We start from the raw sequence: 21,652 nt of genomic DNA, 5'->3' as shown, positions 1-21,652 counted from the left end.
TCAGCCGGCGAGCGTCGCGACGGCGTCGGCGACCCGCTGCCCGGCCTGGCCGTCGCCGTAGAGCTGCGGCCGCTCGCGGGGCAGCGGCCGCGCCAGCGCCGCGCGCGCCCGCTCGCCGTCGAGGTCGACGAGCGCGTTCCAGCCGGTCTCGACCGTCTCGACCCACTCGGTGCTCGGCCGCATCGTCACGCACGGCACGCCGGCGAGGTAGGCCTCCTTCTGCACGCCGCCGGAGTCGGTCACGACCGCCCGCGCGTTGCAGAGCAGCGCGGTGAAGTCGAGGTAGCCGAGCGGCGGCGCGAGGTGGAGGTCGGGCGCGGCCTCGACCGCGCGCAGCAGGTCGGCCGCCTCGAGGCGGGCGCGGGTGCGCGGATGGAGCGGAAGCACGACCGGATCGGGCAGCGACAGCAGCAGGTCGACGAGCTGCGCCAGCCGGGCGGGATCGTCGACGTTGCCGGCGCGGTGCGCGGTCGCGAGCAGGTAGCCGCCGGGCTCGACGCCGTAGGGCTCCAGCGCCTCGGTGCGGGCGCGGCAGGCCGGCTGCAGCAGCAGCGCGACGTCGACCATCACGTCGCCGACCTCCTCGACGCGGCCGGGGACCGACTCGCGCGCGAGGTTGTCGACCGCCGTCTTCGACGGCACGAGCAGCAGCGACGAGAGGTGGTCGCAGACGACGCGGTTGACCTCCTCGGGCATCGCGCGGTCGAACGAGCGCATGCCGGCCTCGACGTGGGCGACCGGTATCCCGGCCTGGACGGCCGCGAGCGCGCCGGCGAGCGTCGAGTTGGTGTCGCCGTAGACGAGCACGGCGTCGGGGCGCAGGTCGGACAGCAGCGGCTCCAGCGCGGCGAGCATCCGCGCCGTCTGCGCGGTGTTCGTGCCGCCGCCGATGCCGAGCAGGTGCTCGGGCGGCGGCAGCTTCAGCTCGTCGAAGAAGACCTGCGACAGCTCGCGGTCGTAGTGCTGGCCGGTGTGGACGGTGATCTCCTCGGCGCGGGCGCGCAGGCGGGAGGAGACGGCCGAGGCCTTGATGAACTGCGGGCGGTTGCCGATGACGGTCAGGACGCGCATCTCGTCGGTGGTCTCCAGGGTCGGGCCGCTCAGGCGGCCAGCTCGGCGCGGATCCGCGCGTGCAGCCGCGCCGCGGCGTCGCGGGTGACGGGGCCGACCGCCAGCTCGGCGTCGTCGACGGCGACGACCGGCTGCACCTCGCGCGTGGTCGAGGCGAGGAAGGCCTCGTCGGCCCGCTTCAGGTCCTCCAGCGTGCACGCGCGCTCGCGCGCGCCCGTCAGCTCGATCACGCGGGCGCGCGTGATCGAGGCGAGCACGTGGTCCTCCAGCGGGGTCGTCTCCAGCGCGCCGTCGCGGACCCAGAAGAGCGTCGAGGTCGGCGCCTCCAGGACGCGCCCGTGAGGGGTGACGAGCAGCGCCTCGCCGAAGCCCTGCTCGCGCGCGATCCGGGTCGCGAGCATGTTCGCGCCGTAGGAGAGCGACTTGACGCCGTCGAGGATCCGCGTCGGCGCGTAGGTGACCGACCCGAGCCGGATCTCCGGCGGGTTGTCGGGCAGCGACTCGGTCAGCAGCAGGCGGCGGCCGCCGCGCGTGACGACGATCCGCAGACAGCCATGCTCGGGGCCGGTCCCCGCCGCCGTCAGCAGCTCGGCGACGTCGGTGTGGATCGCGTCGACGTCGAGCGGCAGCCGCATGTTCGCCGCCGAGCGCTCGAGGCGCGCGAGGTGGTCGGCGAGCGCGAACGGACGCCCCTCGTAGAGGCGCAGGACCTCGAAGACGCCGTCGCCGCGCAGCAGCCCCTCGTCGGTCGCCGGGATCACCGCCTCCGCGGCCGGGAGGACGACGCCGTCGATGCAGGCGAGATGCGCGGTGGCCATCGCCGCAGGATGCTAATGGGTTGCGCCGGCGCGCCGTTGCCGCGAGACTGGCCAGGCAGCCAGTCGCCCACCCACGAGGAGGTCCCGCCCGATGGCCAAGCAACCCCGCAACCTCGCCGGCAAGGTCGTCGCGATCACCGGGGGCGCGCGCGGGATCGGGCGCGCCACGGCAGCGGCGCTCGCGCGCAAGGGTGCGAAGGTCGCGATCGGCGACCTCGACCGCGAGCTGGCGGAGCGCACGGCGCAGGAGCTCGGCGGCGGGGTCGTCGCGCTCGGCCTCGACGTCACCGACCGCGGCTCGTTCGCCGCCTTCCTGGAGCAGGTCGAGGCGCGGCTCGGGCCGCTCGACGTGCTCGTCAACAACGCCGGGATCATGCACGTCGGCCCCTTTGTGCAAGAGTCCGAGGAAGTGGCAACGCGCCAGGTCGACATCAACCTCCACGGCGTCATCACCGGCTCCAAGCTGGCGCTGGAGCGGTTCCTGCCGCGTCGCGCCGGCCACCTCGTCAACGTCGCCTCGACGGCCGGCAAGGCCGGCGTGCCCGGCGGCGCGACCTACTCGGCGACCAAGCACGCGGTCGTCGGCCTCACCGAGGCGATCCGCGCCGAGGTGCGCGGCAGCGGGGTCGAGACGAGCATCGTGATGCCGGTACCGGTCAACACCCAGCTGGCGGCAGGTCTCCAGAAGGGACGCGGGATCGGGCTGGTCGAGCCCAGGGAGGTCGCCGAGGCGATCGTCGGCGCGCTCGAGCGGCCGCGCCAGGACGTCTTCGTCCCGCGCGCGATCGGGCGCACCGTCCGCCTCGGCGCGCTGATGCCGCGGCCGGTCTACGAGGCGGTCGGGCGCCTGATGCGGACCGACAGAGTGCTCGCCGGCGCCGACGCCTCGGCGCGCGCGGCCTACGAGCGGCAGGCGGTGCGCGGGAGCGCCCAGCTGCCGGCGGCACCGGAGGAGATCGCGACGCCGGGCGCCGGGGAGCGGACGGAGGCGGTGCCGTCGCGGGAGGCGGCGGGCGACTGAGACGCCTTGCCCCCGCACGAGCGCGCCCGGGCGCCCGGCGCGGGCCGATCGCGCTGCTGCTCGCCGCCGCATGCGCCGCACCTTCCCCTGCGGCGGCCGCCGCGACCGAGGCTCCGCGCTCGTTCGATCGCACCGCCGCGCCGGCCGCCCGGACGGGATCGCCGGCCGCGGCCGCGCTCGAGCGGCGGCTCGGCGGCGAGGGCCGGATCTCCGTCTCGGCCGCCCACGGGACGCCGCGGCAGCTCACACGGACCGACCGGGCGCTCACGCCGCCGAGCGACCGCGCCGCGGCCGCGATCGCGCTCGACTACGTCCGCGGGCGCCCGGCGCTCTTCGGCCTCTCCGCCGCGGAGCTGCGGGCGCTCGGACGCCCGCGGGCGATCGTCTCGCCGAACGGCACCCGTCACCTCCGCTGGAGCCAGACGCATCGCGGCCTGCCGGTGGCCGGCGCCGACCTCCGCGCCCACGTCGCCGCCGACGGGCGGCTGCTGGCCGTCCAGGGCGGCCCGCTGCCGGCGGTCGCGTCGCGTCCGAGCACCACGGCGATCTCGGGCGGCGACGCGCTCGTCCGCGCCCGCCGCGCCACGGGCGCGACCGGCAGCGCGCCGCCGGTCCGCCGCCGCGGCCGCGGGCCGGTCCGCGCGACCTCCTTCGCCGACGGATCGACGGCCCGGCTGGTGGCGGCGGCGACCCGGCGCGGCCCGCGACCGGCGTGGGAGGTGATCGTCCGCGACGGCCACCACGGGGCGCATGCGGTGCTCGTCGCCGCCGACGACGGCACGCTGCTCGCCCGCCATGCGCTCACGCACGCGGTCAGCGGCCGCGCGCGCGTCTGGGAGGCGGCGCCGACCGGCCCGCGCCGCTGGATCGACTTCCCCGCTCGCTGGGTGACGACGGCGACAGCGCTGCGCGGCGACTTCGCGCACGCCTTCGCCGACGTGATGGGCGCCGGCGTGCCGAGCGTCGACCCGCTCGGCAACGGCGGCGAGGTGCCGGCGAGCGGCGTCGACGGCGATGGGAGGCCGTTCTGGGACGAGCCCCACACGGCGATCACCGAGCCGGGCGGCGGGGTCGGCTGCTCGGCTGCGTTCCCGTGCTCGTGGACGAGCTCGACGCCCTACAGCTGGGCGGCCAACCTCCGCCACGCGACCGTCCAGACGTTCACGTACGTCAACCGCTTCCACGACCACCTGCTCGCCGATCCGATCGGCTTCGACGCCGCCTCGGGCAACTTCGAGGCCGACGCGCCCGGCTCGGCCGACGGAGACCCGGTGCGCGCGCTGGCCTTCTTCGGTGCCGCGGAGAACGGCGGCCTGCCGTGGTCGCGGAGCCGCAACAACGCGCGCATGACCGTCTTCCCGGACGGAGAGTCTCCGCAGATGCTCCTGTACCTGTTCGGCGGCACGGATGCCCGCTTCCCCGTCGTCGACGGCAACGCCGCCGAGCACGCGATGGTCGTGTACCACGAGTACGGCCACGGCCTCACCGGCCGGCTGGTGACCGACTCGCGTGGGATCAACGCGATGACGATCGTCCAGGCGGCGGCGCTCGGCGAGGGGCTGAGCGACTTCTACGCGCTCGACTTCCTCGAGCAGAGCGGCGCGGTGAGCGACGATCCCGACGTCCCCGGCGACCTGCTCGCCGCGGCGGAGCTGACCCGCGGCGCGACCGGCATGCGCCACGCGGCGATCGACTGCCCGACGGCGCCGACGACGGCCGCGCGCTGCCCGGAGGGCGGCGGCTTCACCTACGCGCAGCTGGCGCGGATCGAGCACGACGACGACGGGCCGATCTTCGAGGCGCACGCCGACGGCGAGATCATCGCCCAGACGCTGTGGGACCTGCGCACCGCGCTGATCGCCGCCCACGGCCGCGATGAGGGCATCCGCCGCGTGCGCGAGCTGGTGACCGAGGGCCTGCGACTGGTGCCGCCGCAGCCGTCGTTCCTCGACCTCCGCGACGGCATCTTGCTCGCCGACCTCGCGGTCGGCGCCCGCGATCGCGACCTGCTCTGGGCCATCTTCGCGGCCCGCGGGATGGGCGTCGGAGCGAGCACCGGCGGATTCGCCGACACCAACCCGCGGGCCGACTTCTCCGTTCCTGGCGAGCGACCGCCTGCCGGTGAGCCGCCGCCGGGCGAGCCGCCGCCCCCGGGCGAACCGCCAGTGGGCGAACCGCCGCCTGCGGATGAGCCGTCGCCGCCCGCAGACGGCGGGACGACGACTCCGCGGCCGCCGGCCGCCGGCAGCGCCGGCCGCCCGCGCGTCGTCGCGCTCTCGCTGCCGCGCCGACCGCTCCGGCAGCTGCTCAGCCGACGCGGGCTGTCGGCGCGGCTGACCGTCGACGCGGCGTCGCGCGTGACGGCCGCCGTCACCGTCCCCGCCGCCGTCGCGCGCCGCAACGGCCTCGCGAGACGCGGCCGCGTCGCCGTCCGGCTCGCGCGCACGAGCGCTCGCGTCGCCTCCGGCCGCCGCGCGACCGTCCGCTTCCGCGTGGCGCCGCGTGCGCGCAAGCGGCTCGCCGCCGTGCGCACGCTGCGGGTCCGCGTCGCCGTGACGGCGATCGACCGCTCCGGCGCCCGCTCGACGCGCACCTTCGCGCGCCGGCTCGATCGCCGCTGAGCGCCATCGGCGGCGGCCCCCGAAACGGCGAGAGCCCCGCGGCTGCGGGGCTCTCGGAAGAGTGGGCCGTGTAGGAATCGAACCTACAACCTTGGGATTAAGAGTCCCCTGCTCTGCCAATTGAGCTAACGGCCCGCGGGTGACTCCGCGCCGGGCGCGAAGCGACCAGAGAATCTTAGATGGTCCGGGGCGACGATGCGTGCCGGGCGACGGCGGCGCCCGCCTCCGCGGGCGCCGAGCGGCTCATCTCGTCGTCGACGTTCTCAGGGCGCCGCTGTCGATGGCGTCCTGGATCGCCTGTCTCTGGATCTCCTCGTTGATTCTGTCGAGCTGTCTTCTCAGCGATCTCCGCTGGTTCTCCGGCGCCAGCTCGACCGCCTCCGCGGCGGCGAGGTCGCCCTTGCGCTGCTGCCCCGCCAGCCAGGCGTACGTCGCGAGATTGGAGAAGGCGGCCGAGGAGGGGTCCTGCTCGGTCACGATCTCCAGCGCTCTCGCCGCCTCCGCGGGCTGGTTGAGCGCGGTCTCCGAGAAGGCGTTCGCCATCAGGCGGGCGACGTTGGGGTCCGGTCTGTCCGGCTGCAGCGCGAGGTATCTGTTCCACGCAGCGGCGGCGGAGCGCAGCTGCTCCTGCCCCTGCTCGGTGAAGGTCTGCTCGGTCTCGTTGAAGTTGTCGCCCTGCCCGGCACGCAGGTAGCGGGCGCGGGCGAGCTCGGCCCACGCCGGCGCGTCTCTCGGGTTGAGTCTGACCGCTCTCTGGGCTCTCTTCTCGGCGTTGCTGATCTGCGAGCTCGTGTCCTGCGACTGGTCGCTGAACACGTCGAGCAGGCCGCCGCCACCGCTGGTGCCGACGCCGAACAGCACGAGACCCCCGCCGATCAGGATGGCGAGGCCGAGATAGACGATCTTGACGGCGGTCTTCCGCCCTCTGCTCTGCAGGTCGAACAGCATGCTCAGGTTTCCTCGTGGTCGTCCCCGTCGAGCGGCTCCAGACCGGCAAACGTGCCGCGGTCCCCCCGTCGCCGATCGGCGATCGTGAGGAGGACGATACTGAGTCCGTACAGCACGAGCAGCGGAACCATCAGGATCACCGTCGTGACCGGATCGACGCCGGGCATCACGGCGGCGACGACGGCGATCAGCACGATCGCGTACCGCCACGACGAGCGCAGCTGCTTCGCGCTCAGGATCCCGACGCGGTTGACGATCAGCAGGCCGATCGGCAGCTGGAAGATCAAGCCGCACGACAGCAAGGCCATCGCCGCGAAGCGATAGTAGTCGCGCGCCTGCAGCAGCACGTCGAAGTCGGTGTCGTTCCAGTTCTGCAGGAACGAGATCGCGGGCGGCATCACGAGGTAGTAGCCGAAGACGACGCCGCCGATGAACAGCACCGGCACCATCAGCATCAACGGCAGCGCCACCCTCCGCTCAGACGGGCTGAACGCCGGCAGGATGAACGCGTATGCCTGGTAGAGGATGATCGGCAGCGAGAACAGCAGCGCGAAGTAGGCGACGACCGTCAGCGTCGCGGTGAACGGCTCTCCGACGCCGGTCGTGATCGGCACCCGTTCCGGGTTCGTTCTCGGCAGCGCGGCGGCCGCCTGGTTCATCTGCTCGATCGCTCTGCCGAGCGTCGCCTTCGTCGCCGGCGAGATCGATCTCTCGCCCTGGATCGCTCTGAAGGCGGCCGCGCCGGCGGCGAGCCCTTCGCCGACCTGTCTCTGGGCGGCGGCGACCCGCCCGAGCCGTCCGTTGTTCTTCGGGTCCTGGACGGTCGGCGTGCTGTCCTTCAACGGCTGGTTGAGGAAGTCCAGCAGCGCGTGGTTCTGCCAGAAGCAGATCGCGAAGATCACCACGAGCGACGCCGCGCAGATCATCAGGCGCGTGCGAAGCTCGTCGAGGTGATCGACGATCGTCAGCCGATCGTCGTGGCCGATCGGCTTGAGGGCGGTCGCCATGGGGCGGGGCTCTGCGGTCAGGCGCGCTGCTCGGGCGCTGCGTCAGCGGGAGCGGCGTGCTGCTCGACCGGCTTGGTCGGCGCCGGCTCCTCGCCGGCGGTCTGCGTCACCTGCGGGCGGCCGGTGGCGTCTGTCTGGTCGTCGTCGTCCTTGCCGGTGAGCGAGTCCTTGAACTCGCGCATCCCGCCGCCGAGCTGCTTGCCGAGCGACGGCAGCCGCTTCGGGCCGAAGATCAGCAGGACGATGACGAGGACGACGATGAGCTCGAGTGGGCCGATATTGGGCATGGGTTCCTCCGGTGGAGTCTCGTGAAGGGTACCGAGTCGCGCTCCGTGCCATACGGAAATCCCACTCAAGTGAAGCGCCACTGCGGTCGATCCAGTGAGCACACCATGAGTCGTCCCGCCGACCACCGCTCGATCCGCCGCGTCCTGCTCCCCAGCGGGAAGACGATCGAGGTGCTCTACTTCGAGGACCTTCCCGACACGACGGGCGTTCCAGGACGTGACGACACGGTCGAGGGTCTGCACGTCTGCCCGCACTGCGCGTCGAAGCTCGTCTCGCCGGTGGCGTGGGAGGAGGCCGGGCCGGCTCATTGGGACGTCACCCTTCATTGTCCGAACTGTGACTGGCTCGGCAGGGGCGTCTTCGCCGAGGAGCTGGTCGAGCGGTTCGACGAGGAGCTCGATCGCGGCACCGAGGCGCTCGTGCTCGACCTCCAGCGCCTCATGCGGGCCAACATGGAGGACGAGATCGACCGTTTCGTCGCGGCGCTCGCCGCCGATCAGATCTGGCCGATGGACTTCTGAGCAGCCTCAGGCGTAGCGCTCGACGACGCCGTCGGCGACCAGCTCCAACGTCGCGCGCTGGCGCGGGGAGAGCCGCGGCAGCAGCGCCTTCGCCTCGGCCACGACGTCGAGCGCCCGGCGCTTCGCCTCGACCAACGCTCCGGTCGCCGCGATGCGGTCGCAGATCGCCTCGGCGGCAGCTTCGCCGTCGAGCGCCTGGAGATCGACGGCGGCCAGCTGCGGATCGCGCTCGCGTGCGACGATCAGCGGCAGCGTCACGGTGCCGTCGAGCAGGTCGGTGCCGCGCGCCTTGCCCGTGCGGCTCGCCGGCCCCGACACGTCGAGCACGTCGTCGAGCAGCTGGAAGGCGAGACCGATCCGGCGCCCGAAGGCGGCGAGCTCGTCTGCCGGCCCGCCGACGGCGAGCGCGCCGAGCCGGCAGGCCGCCTCGAACAGGCTGCCGGTCTTCAGCTCGCAGCGCTCGACGTAGCGCTCCAGCGGCACGCCGACGTCCCACGCGTCGGCCCGCTGCATCAGCTCGCCGGCCGCCAACGCGGAGCTGGCGGCCGAGAGGGCGCGCACGTCGGCGATCTCCCCGCCGCCGGCGACCTCGGCGAAGGCGCGCGAGAAGAGCAGGTCGCCGGTCGCGGTCGCGACCGTGCGGCCGGCGACGGCGACGACCGTCGGCTGGCCGCGGCGCAGCGGCGCTCTGTCGAGCACGTCGTCGTGGACGAGGCTGGCGCTGTGGATCAGCTCGACCGCCGCCGCGGCGCGCACGAGCCGGTCGGCGGCCGTCGCGGCCTCCTCGCCGGCGGCGAGGAAGACGAGCAGCGGCCGCAGGCGCTTGCCGCCCGCCGCGATCGTCGCGCCGCCATGGCGCGCCAGCACGGGACCGTGGCCGCTCGCGAGCGCGGCGAGCCGCGCCTCGACTCGCTCCATCATGGGGCCGAGCTGCGGCCCGGCGGCACGGACGACGGCGTCGAGCGTCGCCGCGGTCGCCACTAGCTTGGGACCTCGCCGACGTGGGTCGCGATGATCCCGCCGGCGGTCAGCACGTAGCGGATCCTCGTCAAGCCGGCCCGCTCGAGCGTCGCGGCCAGCTCCTGCGGGCCGGGGAAGCGACGGACCGAGCTCGGGAGATAGGTGTAGGCGTCGCTGTCGCCGGCGACGCGTCCGAGCGCCGGCACGATCCGGTCGAACCAGACGCGGTAGAAGGTCGACAGCGGCGGGCGCGTCGGCGTCGTTATCTCCAGCACGACGACCTTGCCGCCGGGGCGCACGACGCGGCGCATCTCGCGCAGGCCCTGCTCGAGATCGGAGAAGTTGCGGGCGCCGAAGCCGACGGTGGCAGCCGCGAACTGGCCGTCCTCGTAGGGCAGCTCCAGCGCGTTGGCCCACTCGAAGCGCAGGTCGGCGCCGAGGTCCGGCTGCTTGGCGGCCTTCTCGCGCGCCAGCACGAGCATCTGCTCGGAGAAGTCGCAGCCGACGACGGCGCCGGAGGGCCCGACGCGGCGCGCCAGCTCCAGCGACAGGTCGCCGGTCCCGCAGGCGACGTCGAGGGCGCGGTCGCCCGGGGCGACCGCGGCGAGGTCGACGGCCCGGCCGCGCCACCTGTGGTGCAGGCCGGCCGTCATGACCGAGTTCATGCGGTCGTAGACGCGCGCGATGCGGTCGAACATCGCGCGCACCTGCGGCTCTTCCAGCCGGCCGGCGGCCGGCCCCGGCTCGACGCTGCCGCCGCTCATCGGCGGCGTCCTACTTGAGCGAGCCGAGGAAGGCGACCATCGCGTCGAACTTCTCCGGCTCCTCCTGCGCGAGTCTCTCGAAGGAGGGCATCGGCGCAGTGGGGTTGCGCAGCGTCTCGGCGATCGCCGCGGCCGGGAGGTTTCTCGCGATGTCGGTCAGTCTCGGACCCGGTCCGTGGTTGCCGTTCTCGCCGATCTGGTGGCAGGCGAGGCAGCCGGACTGGGCGACGACGAGACGGCCCTCGTTCCACTCGGTCAGCGCGGCGCCCTTCAGATCGGACGGCGGCGCCATGTCGATCTCGTTCGGGGAGCCGGCGTTCGCGCCGAGGAAGGTCAGGTAGGCCATCGCGAAGATCGTCAGGATGCCGGCCGTCGTCGCGATCGGACGACGCTCGGGCCGACGCTCCGCGCCGCGGTCGTAGAACGGCAGCAGGAACAGCAGGATCATGCACAGCGTCGGCACGCCGATCGTCGCCATCGGGACGTACTCCGGCGGCTTGATGATCCGCAGCACCTCGAACAGGAAGAAGAAGTACCACTCTGGGCGCGGGACGTAGGTCGTCGTCGTCGGGTCGGCCTTCGGGCCGAGCTCGGCGCCGAGGACGATCGACATGATGATGATGACGGCGAGGGTGATCACCGCCATCGCCGAGTCCTTCGCGATCGCGTAGGGGAAGAAGGGCTTGCCCTGCGCCTTCAGCTGCGCGTACTCGCGGAGGTATTGCTCCTTCTCGAGCTGGTTCATCGCGAATCAGACCTCGTCCTCGTCAAGCTTCGTCTCGGTCTTCGCTCTCAGCCACGGCGGGGCGGTCGTGCCCAGCTTCGCGACGAGGTAGAGGTGCGCGCCGATCAGCGCGGCGATGAGACCTGGTACGAGCATCATGTGAATCGCGTAGAAGCGCGAGAGCGTCGTCGCCCCGAACTCCGGGCCGGCGCGCAGGAAGTCGGACAGGTACGGACCGACGAGCGGACCGGTGCCGTTGATGTTCACGCCGACGATCGTCGCCCAGTAGGCCCGCTGGTCGAACGGAAGCAGGTAGCCGGTGAACGACATCGCCATCGTCAGGATGAGGAGGGCGACGCCGATGACCCAGTTCAGCTCGCGCGGGTACTTGTAGGCGCCGAAGAAGAACGTTCGCGCCATGTGCAGGAAGACGAGGATCACCATCACGGTGGAGCCCCATCTGTGCATGCCGCGGACGAACTCGCCGAGGAACGCGTCGTTGACGATGTAGCGGACCGACTCGTACGCGCGCGTCGGCGACGGGTCGTAGTACATCGCCAGGAAGATCCCGGTCACGGCCTGCGACAGGAAGGCGAACATCGTCGCGGAGCCGAGCGTGTAGAACCAGTTGGTCCCCTTCGGCACCTTCCGGAACATCATCCAGCGCAGCCCGCCGGAGAGCGAGGTGCGCTCGTCGATCCAGTCGACGACGTGGATGCCGCCCTCGGCGGCCTGCTCGGCAGGCGTCGCCGGGCCCTGGGCGGAGCCGGGGCGCTTCGGCTTCGGCTGGAGCGCCGCAGGCACGGTGGGCGTGGGGATTCTGAATCTGGGCATGGACTACTTCTCCGGCGTCGAGAAGCGGGCCGGGTACAGGTACTGGCCGATGCCGTCGAGCGGCTGGCCCGGGTCGCGCGGCGAGAAGCGGCGCAGCTCGCTGTTGACGCTGTAGCGCGCGCCGACGAGCACGGTGCCGTTCTCGATTCTCGTGTAGAAACGGTCGAGCGGGCGGACCGGCGGACCGCCCTCGCGCAGGCCGCGGAAGTCGTAGACGCCGCCGTGGCAGGGGCAGAGGAACTTGCCGGCCGCGGGCGTGAAGCGGACGGCGCAGCCAAGGTGGTTGCAGCGCGTCGAAATCGCGATGACCCGGTTGTACTGGTCCTCGGGCTCGGTGTCGATCTCAGGGTTGCGCAGGCGGACATACGCGGTCGTCTTGCCGGCCTCGCCGATCCCGTTGACGATCGTGAAGACGCGGGGGATGTACTCCTCGTCGTTGAAGTCGCCGAGCGGGCCGAGGTCCTGCCACTGCATCTTCGTGCGCTCGAAGACCGGCCCTATGGCGAAGCCGAGAGCCGGGAGCGCGAAGGCGGCCACCGCCACGCCGCCGAGGCCCTGCGCGGTCACGTTCATGAACCGGCGCCGGGTGACGGTCTCTCCCTCAAACGCGCCGGGGATGCCGCGATCGGCGGTGTAGGGGGAGGTCTTCTTGTGCTTGTCGGTCACGTTCAGAGTCCGTTTCGTCGACCCGGATGGATCGCGGCGGGAACCATAGCGATTGAACACCACCACGCGTCGCACGGGTTGCGTCCGACCCGACAGCTATGGGCGATCCGGCGCGTCGGCAACTGCCAGCAGCAAGGCGGGCGCGTCGGCGTCCCCGGAGCGGGCCGCATCCTTGGCGCGCGCGTGCGCGTCGCTCGGGCCATGTCCGACCGCGGTCGCGGCCGCCGCCCAGGCGGCGTCGGCGAGCCGTCGCGCCTCCTCGACGTCCCCGTCGGCGTGCGCCTGGGCGCAGAGCGAGATCAGGTCGGCGAGCTCCGCGACCGCCTCGAGATCGCCGAGCGCGGCGAGCCGGGCGAGGCCGAGCGCGTAGAGCCGGTCGCCGCCGAGCAGGCCGAGGTCGGGATCGTCGGGCCGCACGACGCGGCCGTCGCCGTAGTGGAGCAGGTAGCCCTCGCGGACGGCGGCGAAGACGAGGCCGTACTCGGCCGGCGCCTGCCGCGCGCGCGGGCCGGCGGCGACCAGCTCGGCATGCGGGTCGGGAGCGGCCGGCGGCGCCAGCGCGGCGGCGAGCAGTCCGCCCTCCGCGCGCAGCGCGGCGCCGAGGTCGTCGAGCGCGGTCATGCGATCGCGGCGAAGGCGGCCGCAGCCGCCTCGATCGTCCGGTCGATGGCGTCGTCGTCGTGCACGAGCGAAGGGAACCACGCCTCGAACTGCGACGGCGGCGGATAGACCCCGCGCGCGAGCAGCTCGCGGCACCAGGCGGCGTGCGCGTCGCGGTCGCAGGCCGCGGCGTCGGCGTAGTCGCGCACCGGCCCCGCGCCGAAGAAGACGGTCAGCAGGCCGGTCGCCGCGGTCACGTGGACGGCGCGGCCGGCGTCGGCGGCCGCGGCCCGCAGCCCGCTCGCGAGCCGCTCGGTCGTCGCCGCGAGCCGCGCGTAGGCGTCGTCGTCGAGCAGGCGCAGCGTCGCGAGGCCGGCGGCGACGGCGAGCGGGTTGCCCGACAGCGTCCCCGCCTGGTAGACGTCGCCGGCGGGTGCGACCCGCTCCATCAGCGCGCGCGGGCCGGCGTACGCGGCCGCCGGCAGCCCGCCGCCGATCACCTTGCCGAGCACGGTCAGGTCGGGGGTGACGCCGCTCAGCTGCTGGGCGCCGCCGCGGGCGACGCGGAAGCCGCTGATCACCTCGTCGAAGATCAGCAGCGCCCCGTTGGCGTCGGCGCGCTCGCGCAGCAGCTCGAGGAAGCCCGGCGCGGGCGGCACGAGGCCCATGTTCGCCGGATAGGGCTCGGCGACGATCGCGGCCAGCTCGTGGCGCTCGGTCGCCGCGCGCAGCGCCTCGGCGTCGTTCCAGCCGACGATCACGGTGGCGGCCGTCGCGGCGGCCGGGACGCCCGGGCTGGCGGGGATCCCCTGCGTCGCGAGGCCGGAGCCGGCCTCCGCCAGCAGCCCGTCGACGTGGCCGTGGTAGGCGCCGGAGAACTTGAGGATCGTCTCGCGGCCGGTCGCGGCGCGGGCAAGCCGCAGCGCGCTCATCGACGCCTCGGTGCCCGACGAGGTCATCCGCACCATCTCGACCGACGGGATCCGCGCCGCCACCTCCTCGGCCAGCTCGACCTCGCCGGCGGTCGGCGCGCCGAAGCTGGTGCCGCGCGCCGCCGCCTCGCGCACGGCGTCGAGCACGACGGGATGGGCGTGGCCGTGGATCAGCGGCCCCCACGAGCAGACGTAGTCGAGGTAGCGGTTGCCGTCGACGTCGACGATCTCCGGTCCCTCGCCGCCGGCGACGAAGATCGGATCGCGGCCGATCGAGCGCATCGCGCGGACCGGCGAGTTGACGCCGCCGGGCAGCACCCGCAGCGCCTCGGCATAGAGCGCGGCCGAGCGGGCGTCGTTCAGCGTCGGTTCTGGCATGCGCGGCAGCGTGTCACACGCCGGCGTGCTCGCGCTCCCACGCCTTGAACTCGTCGGTGAAGTAGAGCAGGCGGATCTTCTTGAACTCGGTCGAGGAGTAGAGCGTCGCGCGCTCGCTGATGCCGTGCGTCTCGGCGATCGAGTCGAGGATCGCGTCGCACTCCTCCTTCGAGCGGCCGTGGGCCATCGTGAAGACCGAGTAGGGCCAGTCCTCGTAGGTCGGACGCTGGTAGCAGTGGGAGATCCCGCGCACGGCGGCCATCTGCCGGCCGACCTCGAGGATCCGCGCCTCGGGCACCTTCCAGACGCCCATGCCGTTGGCGGAGAAGCCGGCCCGCCGGTGGAAGAGGATCGCGGCGACGCGCCGCAGCAGCCCGCGCTCCTGCATCCCCGCGAGGTGGTCGAGCAGCCGCTCCTGCGTGACGCCGAGCTGCGCGGCCGCCGGCGCGTACGGCTCCTCGACGACCGGCATGTCGCCCTGCAGCGCCCGGATCACGGCGACGTCGAAGTCGTCGTAGGGCTGCGGCTCGAGCTCGACCGGATCGGCGGCGACGGCCTGGGCGGCGAGCGCTCTCGTGTCGCCCTCCATCTCCAGGTCCATGCGGATCTTGAACAGCTTCAGCGTCGGCAGCTGACGGACCGAGGTGGCGCCCGCCTCGCGCGCGAGCACGTCGAGCGTCCCCTCGAGGCCGAGCTTCGAGTCGGGCTCGGTCGCGATCGTGAACCACATGTTGAAGTCGTGGTTGCGCAGGTAGTTGTGCGAGACGCCGGGGTGGGAGTTGATCACTCTCGCGGCGCGGTGCGGGTTGTCGGGGTCGACCTTGGCGGCGACCAGCATCGACTCGTAGCCGAGCGCGCGCGTGTCGAAGATCGGCGTGACCTGGCGGATGATGCGCTGGTCGAGCAGGTGCTGGACGCGGTGCAGGACGGTCGCCTCGTCGACCTCCGCCAGCTCGGCGACCGCGCGGAACGGGCGCGGCTGCAGCGGGAACTTCCCCTGCATCAGGTTGAGCAGCCGTCTGTCGAGCTCGTCGAGCGGGATCGCGGCGCCGTATCTGCGGCTGCGGAGCTTCGGGGTCGCCTGTCCGGCGTCGGTCATGTCGCCTCCTGGAGCCATCGGGCGGCGTCGCTGGCGTGGTAGGTGATGATCACGTCCGCGCCGGCCCGGCGGATCGCGGTGAGCGTCTCGAGCACCGTCGCGCGCTCGTCGAGGTGGCCGGCCGCCGCGGCGGCCTTCACCATCGCGTACTCGCCGCTGACGTTGTAGGCGACGACCGGCAGGCGGGTCATCTCCTTGACGCGGCGGATCACGTCGAGGTACGGGAGCGCCGGCTTGACCATCACCATGTCGGCGCCCTCCTCGACGTCGAGCGCGACCTCGCGCAGCGCCTCGTCGCCGTTGGCGGGGTCCATCTGGTAGCTGCGGCGGTCGCCGAAGGCCGGCGTCGAGACGGCCGCCTCCCGGAAGGGGCCGTAGAAGGCGGAGGCGAACTTCGCCGAGTAGGCGAGGATCGGCAGGTCGGCGAAGCCGGCCTCGTCGAGCGCGCCGCGCAGCACGCCGACGCGCCCGTCCATCATGTCGCTCGGCGCGATCACGTCGGCGCCGGCGCGCGCCTGCGAGACGGCGGTGCGCGCGAGCAGCTCGAGCGAGGCGTCGTTGTCGACGTGGCCGTCGGCGCGCAGGACGCCGCAGTGGCCGTGGCTGGTGTACTCGCAGAGGCAGAGGTCCGGGATCACGAGCAGGTCGGGGTGCGCCCGCTTGATCGCGCGCGTCGCGAGCTGGACGATCCCCTCGTCGTCCCACGCGCCCGAGCCGTCGTCGTCCTTGTGGTCGGGGATCCCGAACAGCATCACGGCCGGGATGCCGAGCGCCGCCGCCTCGCCGGCCGCGGCGACGACGTGGTCGATCGACAGCCGCTCGACGCCGGGCATCGCGGCGATCGGCTCGCGGCGGTCGCTGCCGTGGGTCACGAAGAAGGGGAGGATGAAGTCGCCCGCGTCGAGCTGCGTCTCGCGCACGAGCCCGCGCAGCGCGCCGGTGCGGCGGAGGCGGCGCATGCGGGTGAGGGGAAAGGCCATTCCTGGCCAGGATAACGGCGAGCGGATGCGCGCTCGCGCCGAGCCGGCGGGCGCTGACCGGACACCGTCGGCCCGCTCCGGGCCGCTCGCGCTCAGGCGAAGCGCCGCAGCGCCAGCCGCGCGATCGCGACGTAGAGCCCCGTCAGCGCCGCGAGGTGCAGGAGCGGCGCGGCGAAGCTCTCGGGCGCGTCGTTGAGCGCGACGTCGAGCGCCTGCAGCGTCGCCTTGAACGGGAACAGGGCGCAGACGACCGCGATCGCGTCGGCGGCCCAGCCCGACACGGAGCCGGCCGGGACGAGCGCGAGGAAGGCGATCGGGAGCGACAGCAGGAAGGCGAGCAGCGACGCGGCGCGCACCTCCCGCGCCAGCCCGCCGAGCGCGACCCCGAGCGCCGCGAAGGCGGTCGACCCGAGCGCCAGCGCCGCGAGCCACAGCGGCATCCGCGCGAAGTCGAGCTCGACGAAGAAGAGGCCGAGGCCGACGAGCAGCGCCAGCGTCACCAGCAGCGAGCAGAGTGCGGCGAGGCCGACCTTCTCCGCCAGCAGCCCGAGCTTGGAGACGAGCCCGCGCACCAGCCGCGAGAAGGCGTGCTCCTCGCGCTCGAGCGCCAGCAGCCCGGCCGCCAGCAGGACGGTCAGGAACAGCAGCGACACGGCCGCGGCGACGGCGATCGCGTAGTCGTCCAGCGGCGTCCTTCTGCCGCCGATCACCGTCTGTCTGACCGCGATCGGCTCGCCGACCGAGCGCAGGACGTCGGTCGAGACGCCGAGGTTCTGGATCGCGAGCGTCGCGAAGCGGTTGACCTGGTCGAGCGCGGTGCGCTCCGGCGCGTCGCGGGGAAGCGTCGCGATCACGGAGTCGAGGATCCGTCTCGAGTCGCGCAGGCCAAGGATCGGCACCTCGCGCCCAAGGATCGTCAGCTCGCCGCCGTCGCGCAGCATGTCGATGTATCTGAGCGTGACCTGCTCGTACTTCTCCGTCAGCGCGGCGTTGGCGTCGGCCATCCGCGCCTTGACGACCGACTCGACGTAGCGCTGCTTGACGGGGTCCTCGCCGTTGTAGGCGACCTCGATCGTCGGCTGCCGGCGCCCGCTCGCGAGCTGCTCGGCGATGTCGGGCGGCAGGATCACCGCCGCCAGCACCCTGCCCTGCTCGACGAGCCGGATCGCCTCCTCGCGCGACTCGGCGCTGACGACGTCGACCGATCTCGACAGCTGCGGCAGGTACTCGTCGGCGTTGACCGACGAGCCGCCGACCTCGAAGGTCCGCTGCTCCGCGGGCACCTCGTTGAAGATCGCGATCGACGGGTTGCCCGGGCCGCGCGACAGCGCCGAGCCGATCAGGAGCGCGATCAGGATCGGGTAGACGATCAGCAGCGCCACCAGCAGCGGCGAGCGGCGCAGGATCTGGAGGTCCTTCAGCAGCAGCCAGCGCACGCCGTCCCCTCAGTGCCCGCGTTCGTGGAGGAAGCGGACGAACGACGTCTCGAAGTCGCGCGCGCCGCGCGCCGCGGCCTCGCCGTCGACCGCCGCCTCCAGCTCGGCGGGGGTGCCGCAGAACAGCAGCTCGCCGTCGGCGAGCACGAGCACGCGGTCGGCGTGGCGCTCGGCCTCCTGGACGTTGTGAGTCGAGTAGACGACGGTCGTGCCGCGCGCGGCGAGCGCGGCGATGAACTCCCACAGCCGCTCGCGCTGGCGCGGGTCGAGCGAGGAGGAGGGCTCGTCGAGCAGCAGCACCGGCGGCGCGGCGAGCAGCCCGACCGCGATGTTGACGCGCTGCCGGTTCCCGCCCGACAGCCGGCCGACCTCGTCGTCGGCGCGATCGGCGAGGCCGGTCTGCTCGAGCATCCCGCGCACGGCGGCGTCGACGTCGCGGACCCGCTCCAGGCGCGCGAACAGGCGCAGGTTCTCGGCGACCGACAGCTTCGAGTAGACGGCCGGCTGCTGGGGGACCCAGCCGATCTCGCCCGGCGGCCGCGAGACGGTGCCGGCGTCGGGCGGCTGGATCCCGGCGAGGATCGACAGCAGCGTCGTCTTGCCGGCGCCGTTGGGCCCGGTCAGCGCGACCAGCTCGCCGGCGCCGGCTTCGAAGCTGACGTCGCGCAGCGCGACCCGCTCGCCGTAGCGCTTCGCGAGGCCGGCGACGGCGAGCGCGGGCACGGCGTCGCGCCCCGGCGGCGCGGCTGCGTCGCGATCGCCGCGGGCGGCGACGTTGTTGCCGGCGTTCGGCATCGCGCAAGGCTAACCGGGGCGCGGCGCGGCGCGGTGCAGGTCGCCATACTCGCCGCCATGAACATCCTCTTCGTCGGCGACGTCGTCGGCAGCGCCGGCCGCCGCCTGCTGCTGCGCCTGCTGCCGGAGCTGCGCGAGCGGCACGACGCGACCTTCGTCGTCGTCAACGGCGAGAACGTCGCCGGCGGCGCCGGCATCACCCCCAAGCTCGCCGACGAGCTGTTCTCCAACGGGGTCGACGTGATCACGCTCGGCAACCACACCTATCGCCAGCGATCGATCTACGCATATCTGGACGAACGGGCGGAGATCCTGCGCCCGGCCAACTTCCTCAAGAGCCAGCCCGGCCACGGCCACTGCGTCGTCGAGCGCGCCGGCGTGCGGCTCGGCGTCGTCAACCTCTCCGGCAACCTCTACGTGAGAGCCGGCCGCTCGGCGTTCGCCGAGGCCGACGCGGCGCTTCACGCGCTGCGCGGCAGGGTCGACCACGTCCTCGTCGACATGCACGCCGAGGCGACGAGCGAGAAGGTCGCGATGGGCTGGCACCTCGACGGGCGCGTCACGGCCGTCGTCGGGACCCACACGCACGTGCCGACCGCCGACGCCCGCGTCCTGCCCGGCGGGACCGCCTACGTCACCGACGTCGGCATGACCGGCGCGCGCGGCGGCGTCATCGGCGTCAAGCGCGAGCAGGCGGTCGAGGCGCTCGTGACGCAGATGCCGGTCCGCTTCGAGCCCTCCGACGTCGACCCGTGGCTCAACGCGGTCGTGATCACCGGCAGCTCACCGCTGCGCGCCGACGGGATCGAGCAGCTGCTCGTCCCCGCCCCCGCCGGCTTCCGCTGAGCCCGGCGCGCCGGCGGTCGCGGGAGCGGCGGCCGGCGCGCCGCGCCACGTGACGCCGTCGTGGCGGCCGAGCAGCGCCACCAGCACGAGCGGGAAGAACCACACGATGTAGAGGTAGAACCAGTAGGTCAGGCTCAGCTGGAGCGCGATCAGGACCGCCGCGCCGAACGCCGCCGTCTGGATCAGCGTCCGCCGGCGCGGCACGAACGCGAGCGTCGCCGCGAACAGGACCGCCGCCAGCTGGACCGCCGTCTGGACGACGTCGAGCCCGCCCCACAGGCCCCAGATCGAGAACGGCGAGCCGCGATCGCGCTGGAAGCCGAGCGTGTGGTCCCAGAAGGTCCGCCAGTTGCCCTCCACGATCACCGGCAGCATCACGACGACGGCGACGACGACGAACGCCGCCGCATACGCGAGGAAGGCCCGCACGCCGCGGCGGGCGCTCGCCGCTCCGCGCGGGATCGCGTCGACCGGCGTGCGCGCGAGCAGCGGCGCGAGCGCGAGCGGGGCGAACTTCGTCAGCCCGGCGAGCGCCGCGACCGCCCCGCGCGCCGCCGGCCGCTGCGCGACCAGCAGCGCGCAGACGACGAGCAGCGCGACGAGCGCGTCGTTGCCGTTGGTCGTCGAGACGTAGAGCGTGAACGGGAAGGCGGCCCATGCGTAGGCGAGCACGAGGCCGAGCGACGGGCCGCGGATCCGCCGCCCCAGCAGGAACAGCGCGCCGATCGTCAGCAGGTCGAAGACGACGGCGGCGGCGTGGGCGGCCGGCAGGTCGTCCCATCTCCCGCTCCAGCCGAAGATTCGCTCGAAGGGGACGTAGGCGAGGTAGTTGACCGGGCCGTAGGTGTCGCCGTGGGCGTTGTCTCTCGGCCAGCCGCCATAGAGCGGCTCGCCCTCGACCAGCTTGTTGGCGCCGATCACGCCGGAGTAGCCGACGTCGATCACGTTCGAGTTGGTGACGTTGAGGCCGACGCGGAAGCCGATCAGGAAGACAAGCGCGACCGCGAGCCACGAGACCGGCACGAGCAGGCGCAGCGGCTCTGGGCGGCGCAGGCCGCCGCGCCGCGCGACCGCCAGCATCCGCAGCAGGAAGTAGAGCAGCGGCGGGTAGATCAGCGGCGTCGACAGCCCGATCCGCGCGTCGTTGAAGAAGGCGAGCGAGACCGAGAAGGAGAGCAGGACGAGCAGGTCGAGGTGCAGCCACGACGGCCGTCGGCGCCACGGCACGAACGGCGCGACGAACAGGAGGCACATCGGGCCCCACACGTACCAGGCGTTGACGCGCCGGCCGAAGGCGCCCTCGTAGCCGCGGGCCATCGTCCACGGCACCTGGTAGCCGGTCCACGCCTCGCGCACCTCGCCGGTCAGGTCGTCGATCAGCACCTGCCCGATCTCGCGGCGATCTCTGGAGAAGTAGCTGACCTGCCACTGCACCGCGCCCTTCGTGTACGCCGTCGGATAGGAGCCGGGGTGGTCGGCGACCTCCGCTCTGATCTTCGGGATCGCGTCGGCGATCGCGATCGCCTGTCTGGCGCTGAGGCGGCGCCCGGGCGGCGGGATCGCCGGGCTCGGCGGCGTCGCGAGCGCGTTCGGGTCGGTCTCCGTCGGGGTGCTCGTCGCGCCCGACGGCGGCGCGGTCGCGGCCGTCGCCCCCTGCACCGTCGCTCCGAGCTGCGCCGGCTTGACGAGCGGCGGCGGCATCGCCTCCGTCGCGGCGGTCGTCGCGCCGGGCACGCTCTGCGCCGCCGCCGGCGCCGCGAACGGCGGCGCGCAGATCAGCACCGCCACCAGCGCGACCGCGGCGATCAGCGCCGCGGCCCGCCTCATCGCCGGAAGCTCCAGAGCTTCTGGCCGAGGAAGTTCAACGGCGTCGCGGCGACGATCGCGAGCGCCTGCGCGAGCACCTTCGGCAGGCCGGCGCCCTCGACCAGCGCGACGAGCACGCCGTAGCTGAAGCCGAACGCCATCACGCTGACGAGGAAGAAGCGGGCCGCCTGGAAGCCGGCATGCCCGTCGCGGGCGGCGAAGGTCCAGTGGCGGTTCCACCAGAAGTTGTTCAGCACCGAGACGACGAAGGCCAGCACGGCCGCGACGCGGTAGCCGACGCCGAGCGGGTGGACCGCGAGCGTGAAGACGGCGAGGTTGACGACGTAGCCGCTCGCGCCGACGAGGCCGAAGCGGACCAGCTGCAGCCAGTTGCGGGGGTGCCTCAGACCGTGCCGCAGGCGGCGGTGGAGCGGCAGGACGGCGACGGTCGCTTCCTCTGACATCCGGAACAGCGTACCCCGCTGTCGGCCGAAGCTCAGATGAGAACGCGCGCCGGCGACCCCCAGCGGGGCGCCG

22 protein-coding genes and 1 tRNA gene are annotated in these 21,652 nt (G+C 73.3%); 4 read left to right on the top strand and 19 right to left on the bottom strand.

The features are described 5' to 3' along the window. Together wecB and BDZ31_RS03280 are read right to left on the bottom strand one after the other, a co-directional pair. Positions 1–1,071, bottom strand: a complete 1,071-nt coding sequence (wecB, locus tag BDZ31_RS03285; protein ID WP_183338941.1) for a non-hydrolyzing UDP-N-acetylglucosamine 2-epimerase — start codon at positions 1,069–1,071, stop codon at positions 1–3. Positions 1,072–1,100: 29 nt separating this feature from the next. Next, complete coding sequence (locus BDZ31_RS03280) at positions 1,101–1,889, bottom strand: aminotransferase class IV (RefSeq protein ID WP_183338938.1); 789 nt, start codon at positions 1,887–1,889, stop codon at positions 1,101–1,103. Positions 1,890–1,980: 91 nt separating this feature from the next. On the opposite strand from BDZ31_RS03280, the gene BDZ31_RS03275 reads away from it, so the two are divergent. Beyond that, positions 1,981–2,910: an SDR family oxidoreductase gene (locus BDZ31_RS03275; RefSeq protein ID WP_183338936.1), complete on the top strand. Its 930-nt coding sequence runs from the start codon at positions 1,981–1,983 to the stop codon at positions 2,908–2,910. Next, positions 2,907–5,531 carry a M36 family metallopeptidase gene (locus BDZ31_RS25380; RefSeq protein ID WP_281381539.1) on the top strand — a complete coding sequence of 875 codons (2,625 nt, stop codon included), beginning with the start codon at positions 2,907–2,909 and terminating at the stop codon, positions 5,529–5,531. The genes BDZ31_RS03275 and BDZ31_RS25380 overlap by 4 nt, the downstream gene beginning before the upstream one ends. Before the next feature lie 62 nt (positions 5,532–5,593). On the opposite strand, the gene BDZ31_RS03260 is transcribed toward BDZ31_RS25380, so the two are convergent. The 4 genes from BDZ31_RS03260 to tatA form a co-directional block, all read right to left on the bottom strand. Then, positions 5,594–5,666, bottom strand: a tRNA-Lys gene (locus BDZ31_RS03260). Positions 5,667–5,774: 108 nt separating this feature from the next. Continuing rightward, positions 5,775–6,479 carry a hypothetical protein gene (locus BDZ31_RS03255; protein ID WP_183338934.1) on the bottom strand — a complete coding sequence of 235 codons (705 nt, stop codon included), beginning with the start codon at positions 6,477–6,479 and terminating at the stop codon, positions 5,775–5,777. Between the two features lie 2 nt (positions 6,480–6,481). Further along, positions 6,482–7,486, bottom strand: a complete 1,005-nt coding sequence (gene tatC, locus BDZ31_RS03250) for a twin-arginine translocase subunit TatC (RefSeq protein WP_183338932.1) — start codon at positions 7,484–7,486, stop codon at positions 6,482–6,484. A gap of 17 nt (positions 7,487–7,503) precedes the next feature. After that, positions 7,504–7,773, bottom strand: coding sequence for a twin-arginine translocase TatA/TatE family subunit (gene tatA, locus BDZ31_RS03245; protein WP_183338930.1), 270 nt, complete (start codon positions 7,771–7,773; stop codon positions 7,504–7,506). Between the two features lie 105 nt (positions 7,774–7,878). On the opposite strand from tatA, the gene BDZ31_RS03240 reads away from it, so the two are divergent. Continuing rightward, positions 7,879–8,295, top strand: a complete 417-nt coding sequence (locus BDZ31_RS03240) for a hypothetical protein (RefSeq protein ID WP_183338928.1) — start codon at positions 7,879–7,881, stop codon at positions 8,293–8,295. Between the two features lie 6 nt (positions 8,296–8,301). Here BDZ31_RS03240 and BDZ31_RS03235 read toward each other — a convergent pair whose 3' ends face one another. The 11 genes from BDZ31_RS03235 to BDZ31_RS03185 all read right to left on the bottom strand — a co-directional run bounded on the left by BDZ31_RS03235 (position 8,302) and on the right by BDZ31_RS03185 (position 18,463). Continuing rightward, the gene (locus BDZ31_RS03235; RefSeq protein WP_183338926.1) at positions 8,302–9,276 is read right to left on the bottom strand and encodes a polyprenyl synthetase family protein; all 975 of its coding nucleotides are present in this window, start codon (positions 9,274–9,276) and stop codon (positions 8,302–8,304) included. Further along, complete coding sequence (gene ubiE, locus BDZ31_RS03230; protein WP_183338924.1) at positions 9,276–10,019, bottom strand: bifunctional demethylmenaquinone methyltransferase/2-methoxy-6-polyprenyl-1,4-benzoquinol methylase UbiE; 744 nt, start codon at positions 10,017–10,019, stop codon at positions 9,276–9,278. Before ubiE ends, BDZ31_RS03235 begins: the two co-directional genes overlap by 1 nt. Before the next feature lie 10 nt (positions 10,020–10,029). Further along, complete coding sequence (locus BDZ31_RS03225; protein WP_183338922.1) at positions 10,030–10,764, bottom strand: c-type cytochrome; 735 nt, start codon at positions 10,762–10,764, stop codon at positions 10,030–10,032. Between the two features lie 6 nt (positions 10,765–10,770). Further along, positions 10,771–11,577, bottom strand: a complete 807-nt coding sequence (locus BDZ31_RS03220) for a cytochrome b (protein WP_183338920.1) — start codon at positions 11,575–11,577, stop codon at positions 10,771–10,773. A gap of 3 nt (positions 11,578–11,580) precedes the next feature. Further along, on the bottom strand, positions 11,581–12,243 hold the full coding sequence (locus BDZ31_RS03215) for a Rieske 2Fe-2S domain-containing protein (protein ID WP_183338919.1): 663 nt from the start codon (positions 12,241–12,243) through the stop codon (positions 11,581–11,583). Positions 12,244–12,339: 96 nt separating this feature from the next. Beyond that, positions 12,340–12,864 carry a hypothetical protein gene (locus tag BDZ31_RS03210; protein WP_183338917.1) on the bottom strand — a complete coding sequence of 175 codons (525 nt, stop codon included), beginning with the start codon at positions 12,862–12,864 and terminating at the stop codon, positions 12,340–12,342. Then, a complete protein-coding gene (gene hemL / locus BDZ31_RS03205) occupies positions 12,861–14,153 on the bottom strand; it encodes a glutamate-1-semialdehyde 2,1-aminomutase (protein ID WP_183338915.1) in 1,293 nt (430 codons plus the stop codon). Before hemL ends, BDZ31_RS03210 begins: the two co-directional genes overlap by 4 nt. A 13-nt stretch (positions 14,154–14,166) precedes the next feature. After that, the gene (ahbA, locus tag BDZ31_RS03200; protein WP_183338912.1) at positions 14,167–15,252 is read right to left on the bottom strand and encodes a siroheme decarboxylase subunit alpha; all 1,086 of its coding nucleotides are present in this window, start codon (positions 15,250–15,252) and stop codon (positions 14,167–14,169) included. Next, positions 15,249–16,232 carry a porphobilinogen synthase gene (gene hemB, locus BDZ31_RS03195; RefSeq protein WP_183338910.1) on the bottom strand — a complete coding sequence of 328 codons (984 nt, stop codon included), beginning with the start codon at positions 16,230–16,232 and terminating at the stop codon, positions 15,249–15,251. The genes ahbA and hemB overlap by 4 nt, the downstream gene beginning before the upstream one ends. 92 nt (positions 16,233–16,324) lie before the next feature. After that, positions 16,325–17,668 (bottom strand): ABC transporter permease, encoded by a 1,344-nt coding sequence (locus tag BDZ31_RS03190; RefSeq protein WP_183338908.1) that lies wholly within the window; start codon positions 17,666–17,668, stop codon positions 16,325–16,327. 9 nt (positions 17,669–17,677) lie between these two features. Then, positions 17,678–18,463, bottom strand: coding sequence for an ABC transporter ATP-binding protein (locus tag BDZ31_RS03185; protein ID WP_183338906.1), 786 nt, complete (start codon positions 18,461–18,463; stop codon positions 17,678–17,680). A gap of 57 nt (positions 18,464–18,520) precedes the next feature. Between BDZ31_RS03185 and BDZ31_RS03180 the strand changes: the two genes are divergently transcribed. After that, positions 18,521–19,309 carry a TIGR00282 family metallophosphoesterase gene (locus tag BDZ31_RS03180; RefSeq protein WP_183338904.1) on the top strand — a complete coding sequence of 263 codons (789 nt, stop codon included), beginning with the start codon at positions 18,521–18,523 and terminating at the stop codon, positions 19,307–19,309. On the opposite strand, the gene BDZ31_RS03175 is transcribed toward BDZ31_RS03180, so the two are convergent. Both BDZ31_RS03175 and BDZ31_RS03170 read right to left on the bottom strand, forming a co-directional pair. Then, the gene (locus BDZ31_RS03175) at positions 19,247–21,136 is read right to left on the bottom strand and encodes a glycosyltransferase 87 family protein (protein ID WP_183338902.1); all 1,890 of its coding nucleotides are present in this window, start codon (positions 21,134–21,136) and stop codon (positions 19,247–19,249) included. The genes BDZ31_RS03180 and BDZ31_RS03175 overlap by 63 nt on opposite strands. Beyond that, positions 21,133–21,579, bottom strand: coding sequence for a GtrA family protein (locus BDZ31_RS03170; protein WP_183338900.1), 447 nt, complete (start codon positions 21,577–21,579; stop codon positions 21,133–21,135). Before BDZ31_RS03170 ends, BDZ31_RS03175 begins: the two co-directional genes overlap by 4 nt. Between the last annotated feature and the right edge of the window lie 73 nt (positions 21,580–21,652).

The sequence above is a fragment of the Conexibacter arvalis genome, assembly GCF_014199525.1.
GTDB lineage: Bacteria > Actinomycetota > Thermoleophilia > Solirubrobacterales > Solirubrobacteraceae > Conexibacter > Conexibacter arvalis.
This window is presented reverse-complemented; position numbering and strand designations above follow the sequence as displayed.

Bases quoted from the DNA above. Each gene is read 5' to 3' on its own strand.
- wecB (WP_183338941.1), bottom strand. From the start codon at position 1,071: ATGCGCGTCCTGACCGTCATCGGCAACCGCCCGCAGTTCATCAAGGCC.
- BDZ31_RS03280 (WP_183338938.1), bottom strand. From the start codon at position 1,889: ATGGCCACCGCGCATCTCGCCTGCATCGACGGCGTCGTCCTCCCGGCC.
- BDZ31_RS03275 (WP_183338936.1), top strand. From the start codon at position 1,981: ATGGCCAAGCAACCCCGCAACCTCGCCGGCAAGGTCGTCGCGATCACC.
- BDZ31_RS03255 (WP_183338934.1), bottom strand. From the start codon at position 6,479: ATGCTGTTCGACCTGCAGAGCAGAGGGCGGAAGACCGCCGTCAAGATC.
- tatC (WP_183338932.1), bottom strand. From the start codon at position 7,486: ATGGCGACCGCCCTCAAGCCGATCGGCCACGACGATCGGCTGACGATC.
- tatA (WP_183338930.1), bottom strand. From the start codon at position 7,773: ATGCCCAATATCGGCCCACTCGAGCTCATCGTCGTCCTCGTCATCGTC.
- BDZ31_RS03240 (WP_183338928.1), top strand. From the start codon at position 7,879: ATGAGTCGTCCCGCCGACCACCGCTCGATCCGCCGCGTCCTGCTCCCC.
- ubiE (WP_183338924.1), bottom strand. From the start codon at position 10,019: ATGAGCGGCGGCAGCGTCGAGCCGGGGCCGGCCGCCGGCCGGCTGGAA.
- BDZ31_RS03225 (WP_183338922.1), bottom strand. From the start codon at position 10,764: ATGAACCAGCTCGAGAAGGAGCAATACCTCCGCGAGTACGCGCAGCTG.
- BDZ31_RS03220 (WP_183338920.1), bottom strand. From the start codon at position 11,577: ATGCCCAGATTCAGAATCCCCACGCCCACCGTGCCTGCGGCGCTCCAG.
- BDZ31_RS03210 (WP_183338917.1), bottom strand. From the start codon at position 12,864: ATGACCGCGCTCGACGACCTCGGCGCCGCGCTGCGCGCGGAGGGCGGA.
- hemL (WP_183338915.1), bottom strand. From the start codon at position 14,153: ATGCCAGAACCGACGCTGAACGACGCCCGCTCGGCCGCGCTCTATGCC.
- ahbA (WP_183338912.1), bottom strand. From the start codon at position 15,252: ATGACCGACGCCGGACAGGCGACCCCGAAGCTCCGCAGCCGCAGATAC.
- hemB (WP_183338910.1), bottom strand. From the start codon at position 16,232: ATGGCCTTTCCCCTCACCCGCATGCGCCGCCTCCGCCGCACCGGCGCG.
- BDZ31_RS03185 (WP_183338906.1), bottom strand. From the start codon at position 18,463: ATGCCGAACGCCGGCAACAACGTCGCCGCCCGCGGCGATCGCGACGCA.
- BDZ31_RS03180 (WP_183338904.1), top strand. From the start codon at position 18,521: ATGAACATCCTCTTCGTCGGCGACGTCGTCGGCAGCGCCGGCCGCCGC.
- BDZ31_RS03175 (WP_183338902.1), bottom strand. From the start codon at position 21,136: ATGAGGCGGGCCGCGGCGCTGATCGCCGCGGTCGCGCTGGTGGCGGTG.
- BDZ31_RS03170 (WP_183338900.1), bottom strand. From the start codon at position 21,579: ATGTCAGAGGAAGCGACCGTCGCCGTCCTGCCGCTCCACCGCCGCCTG.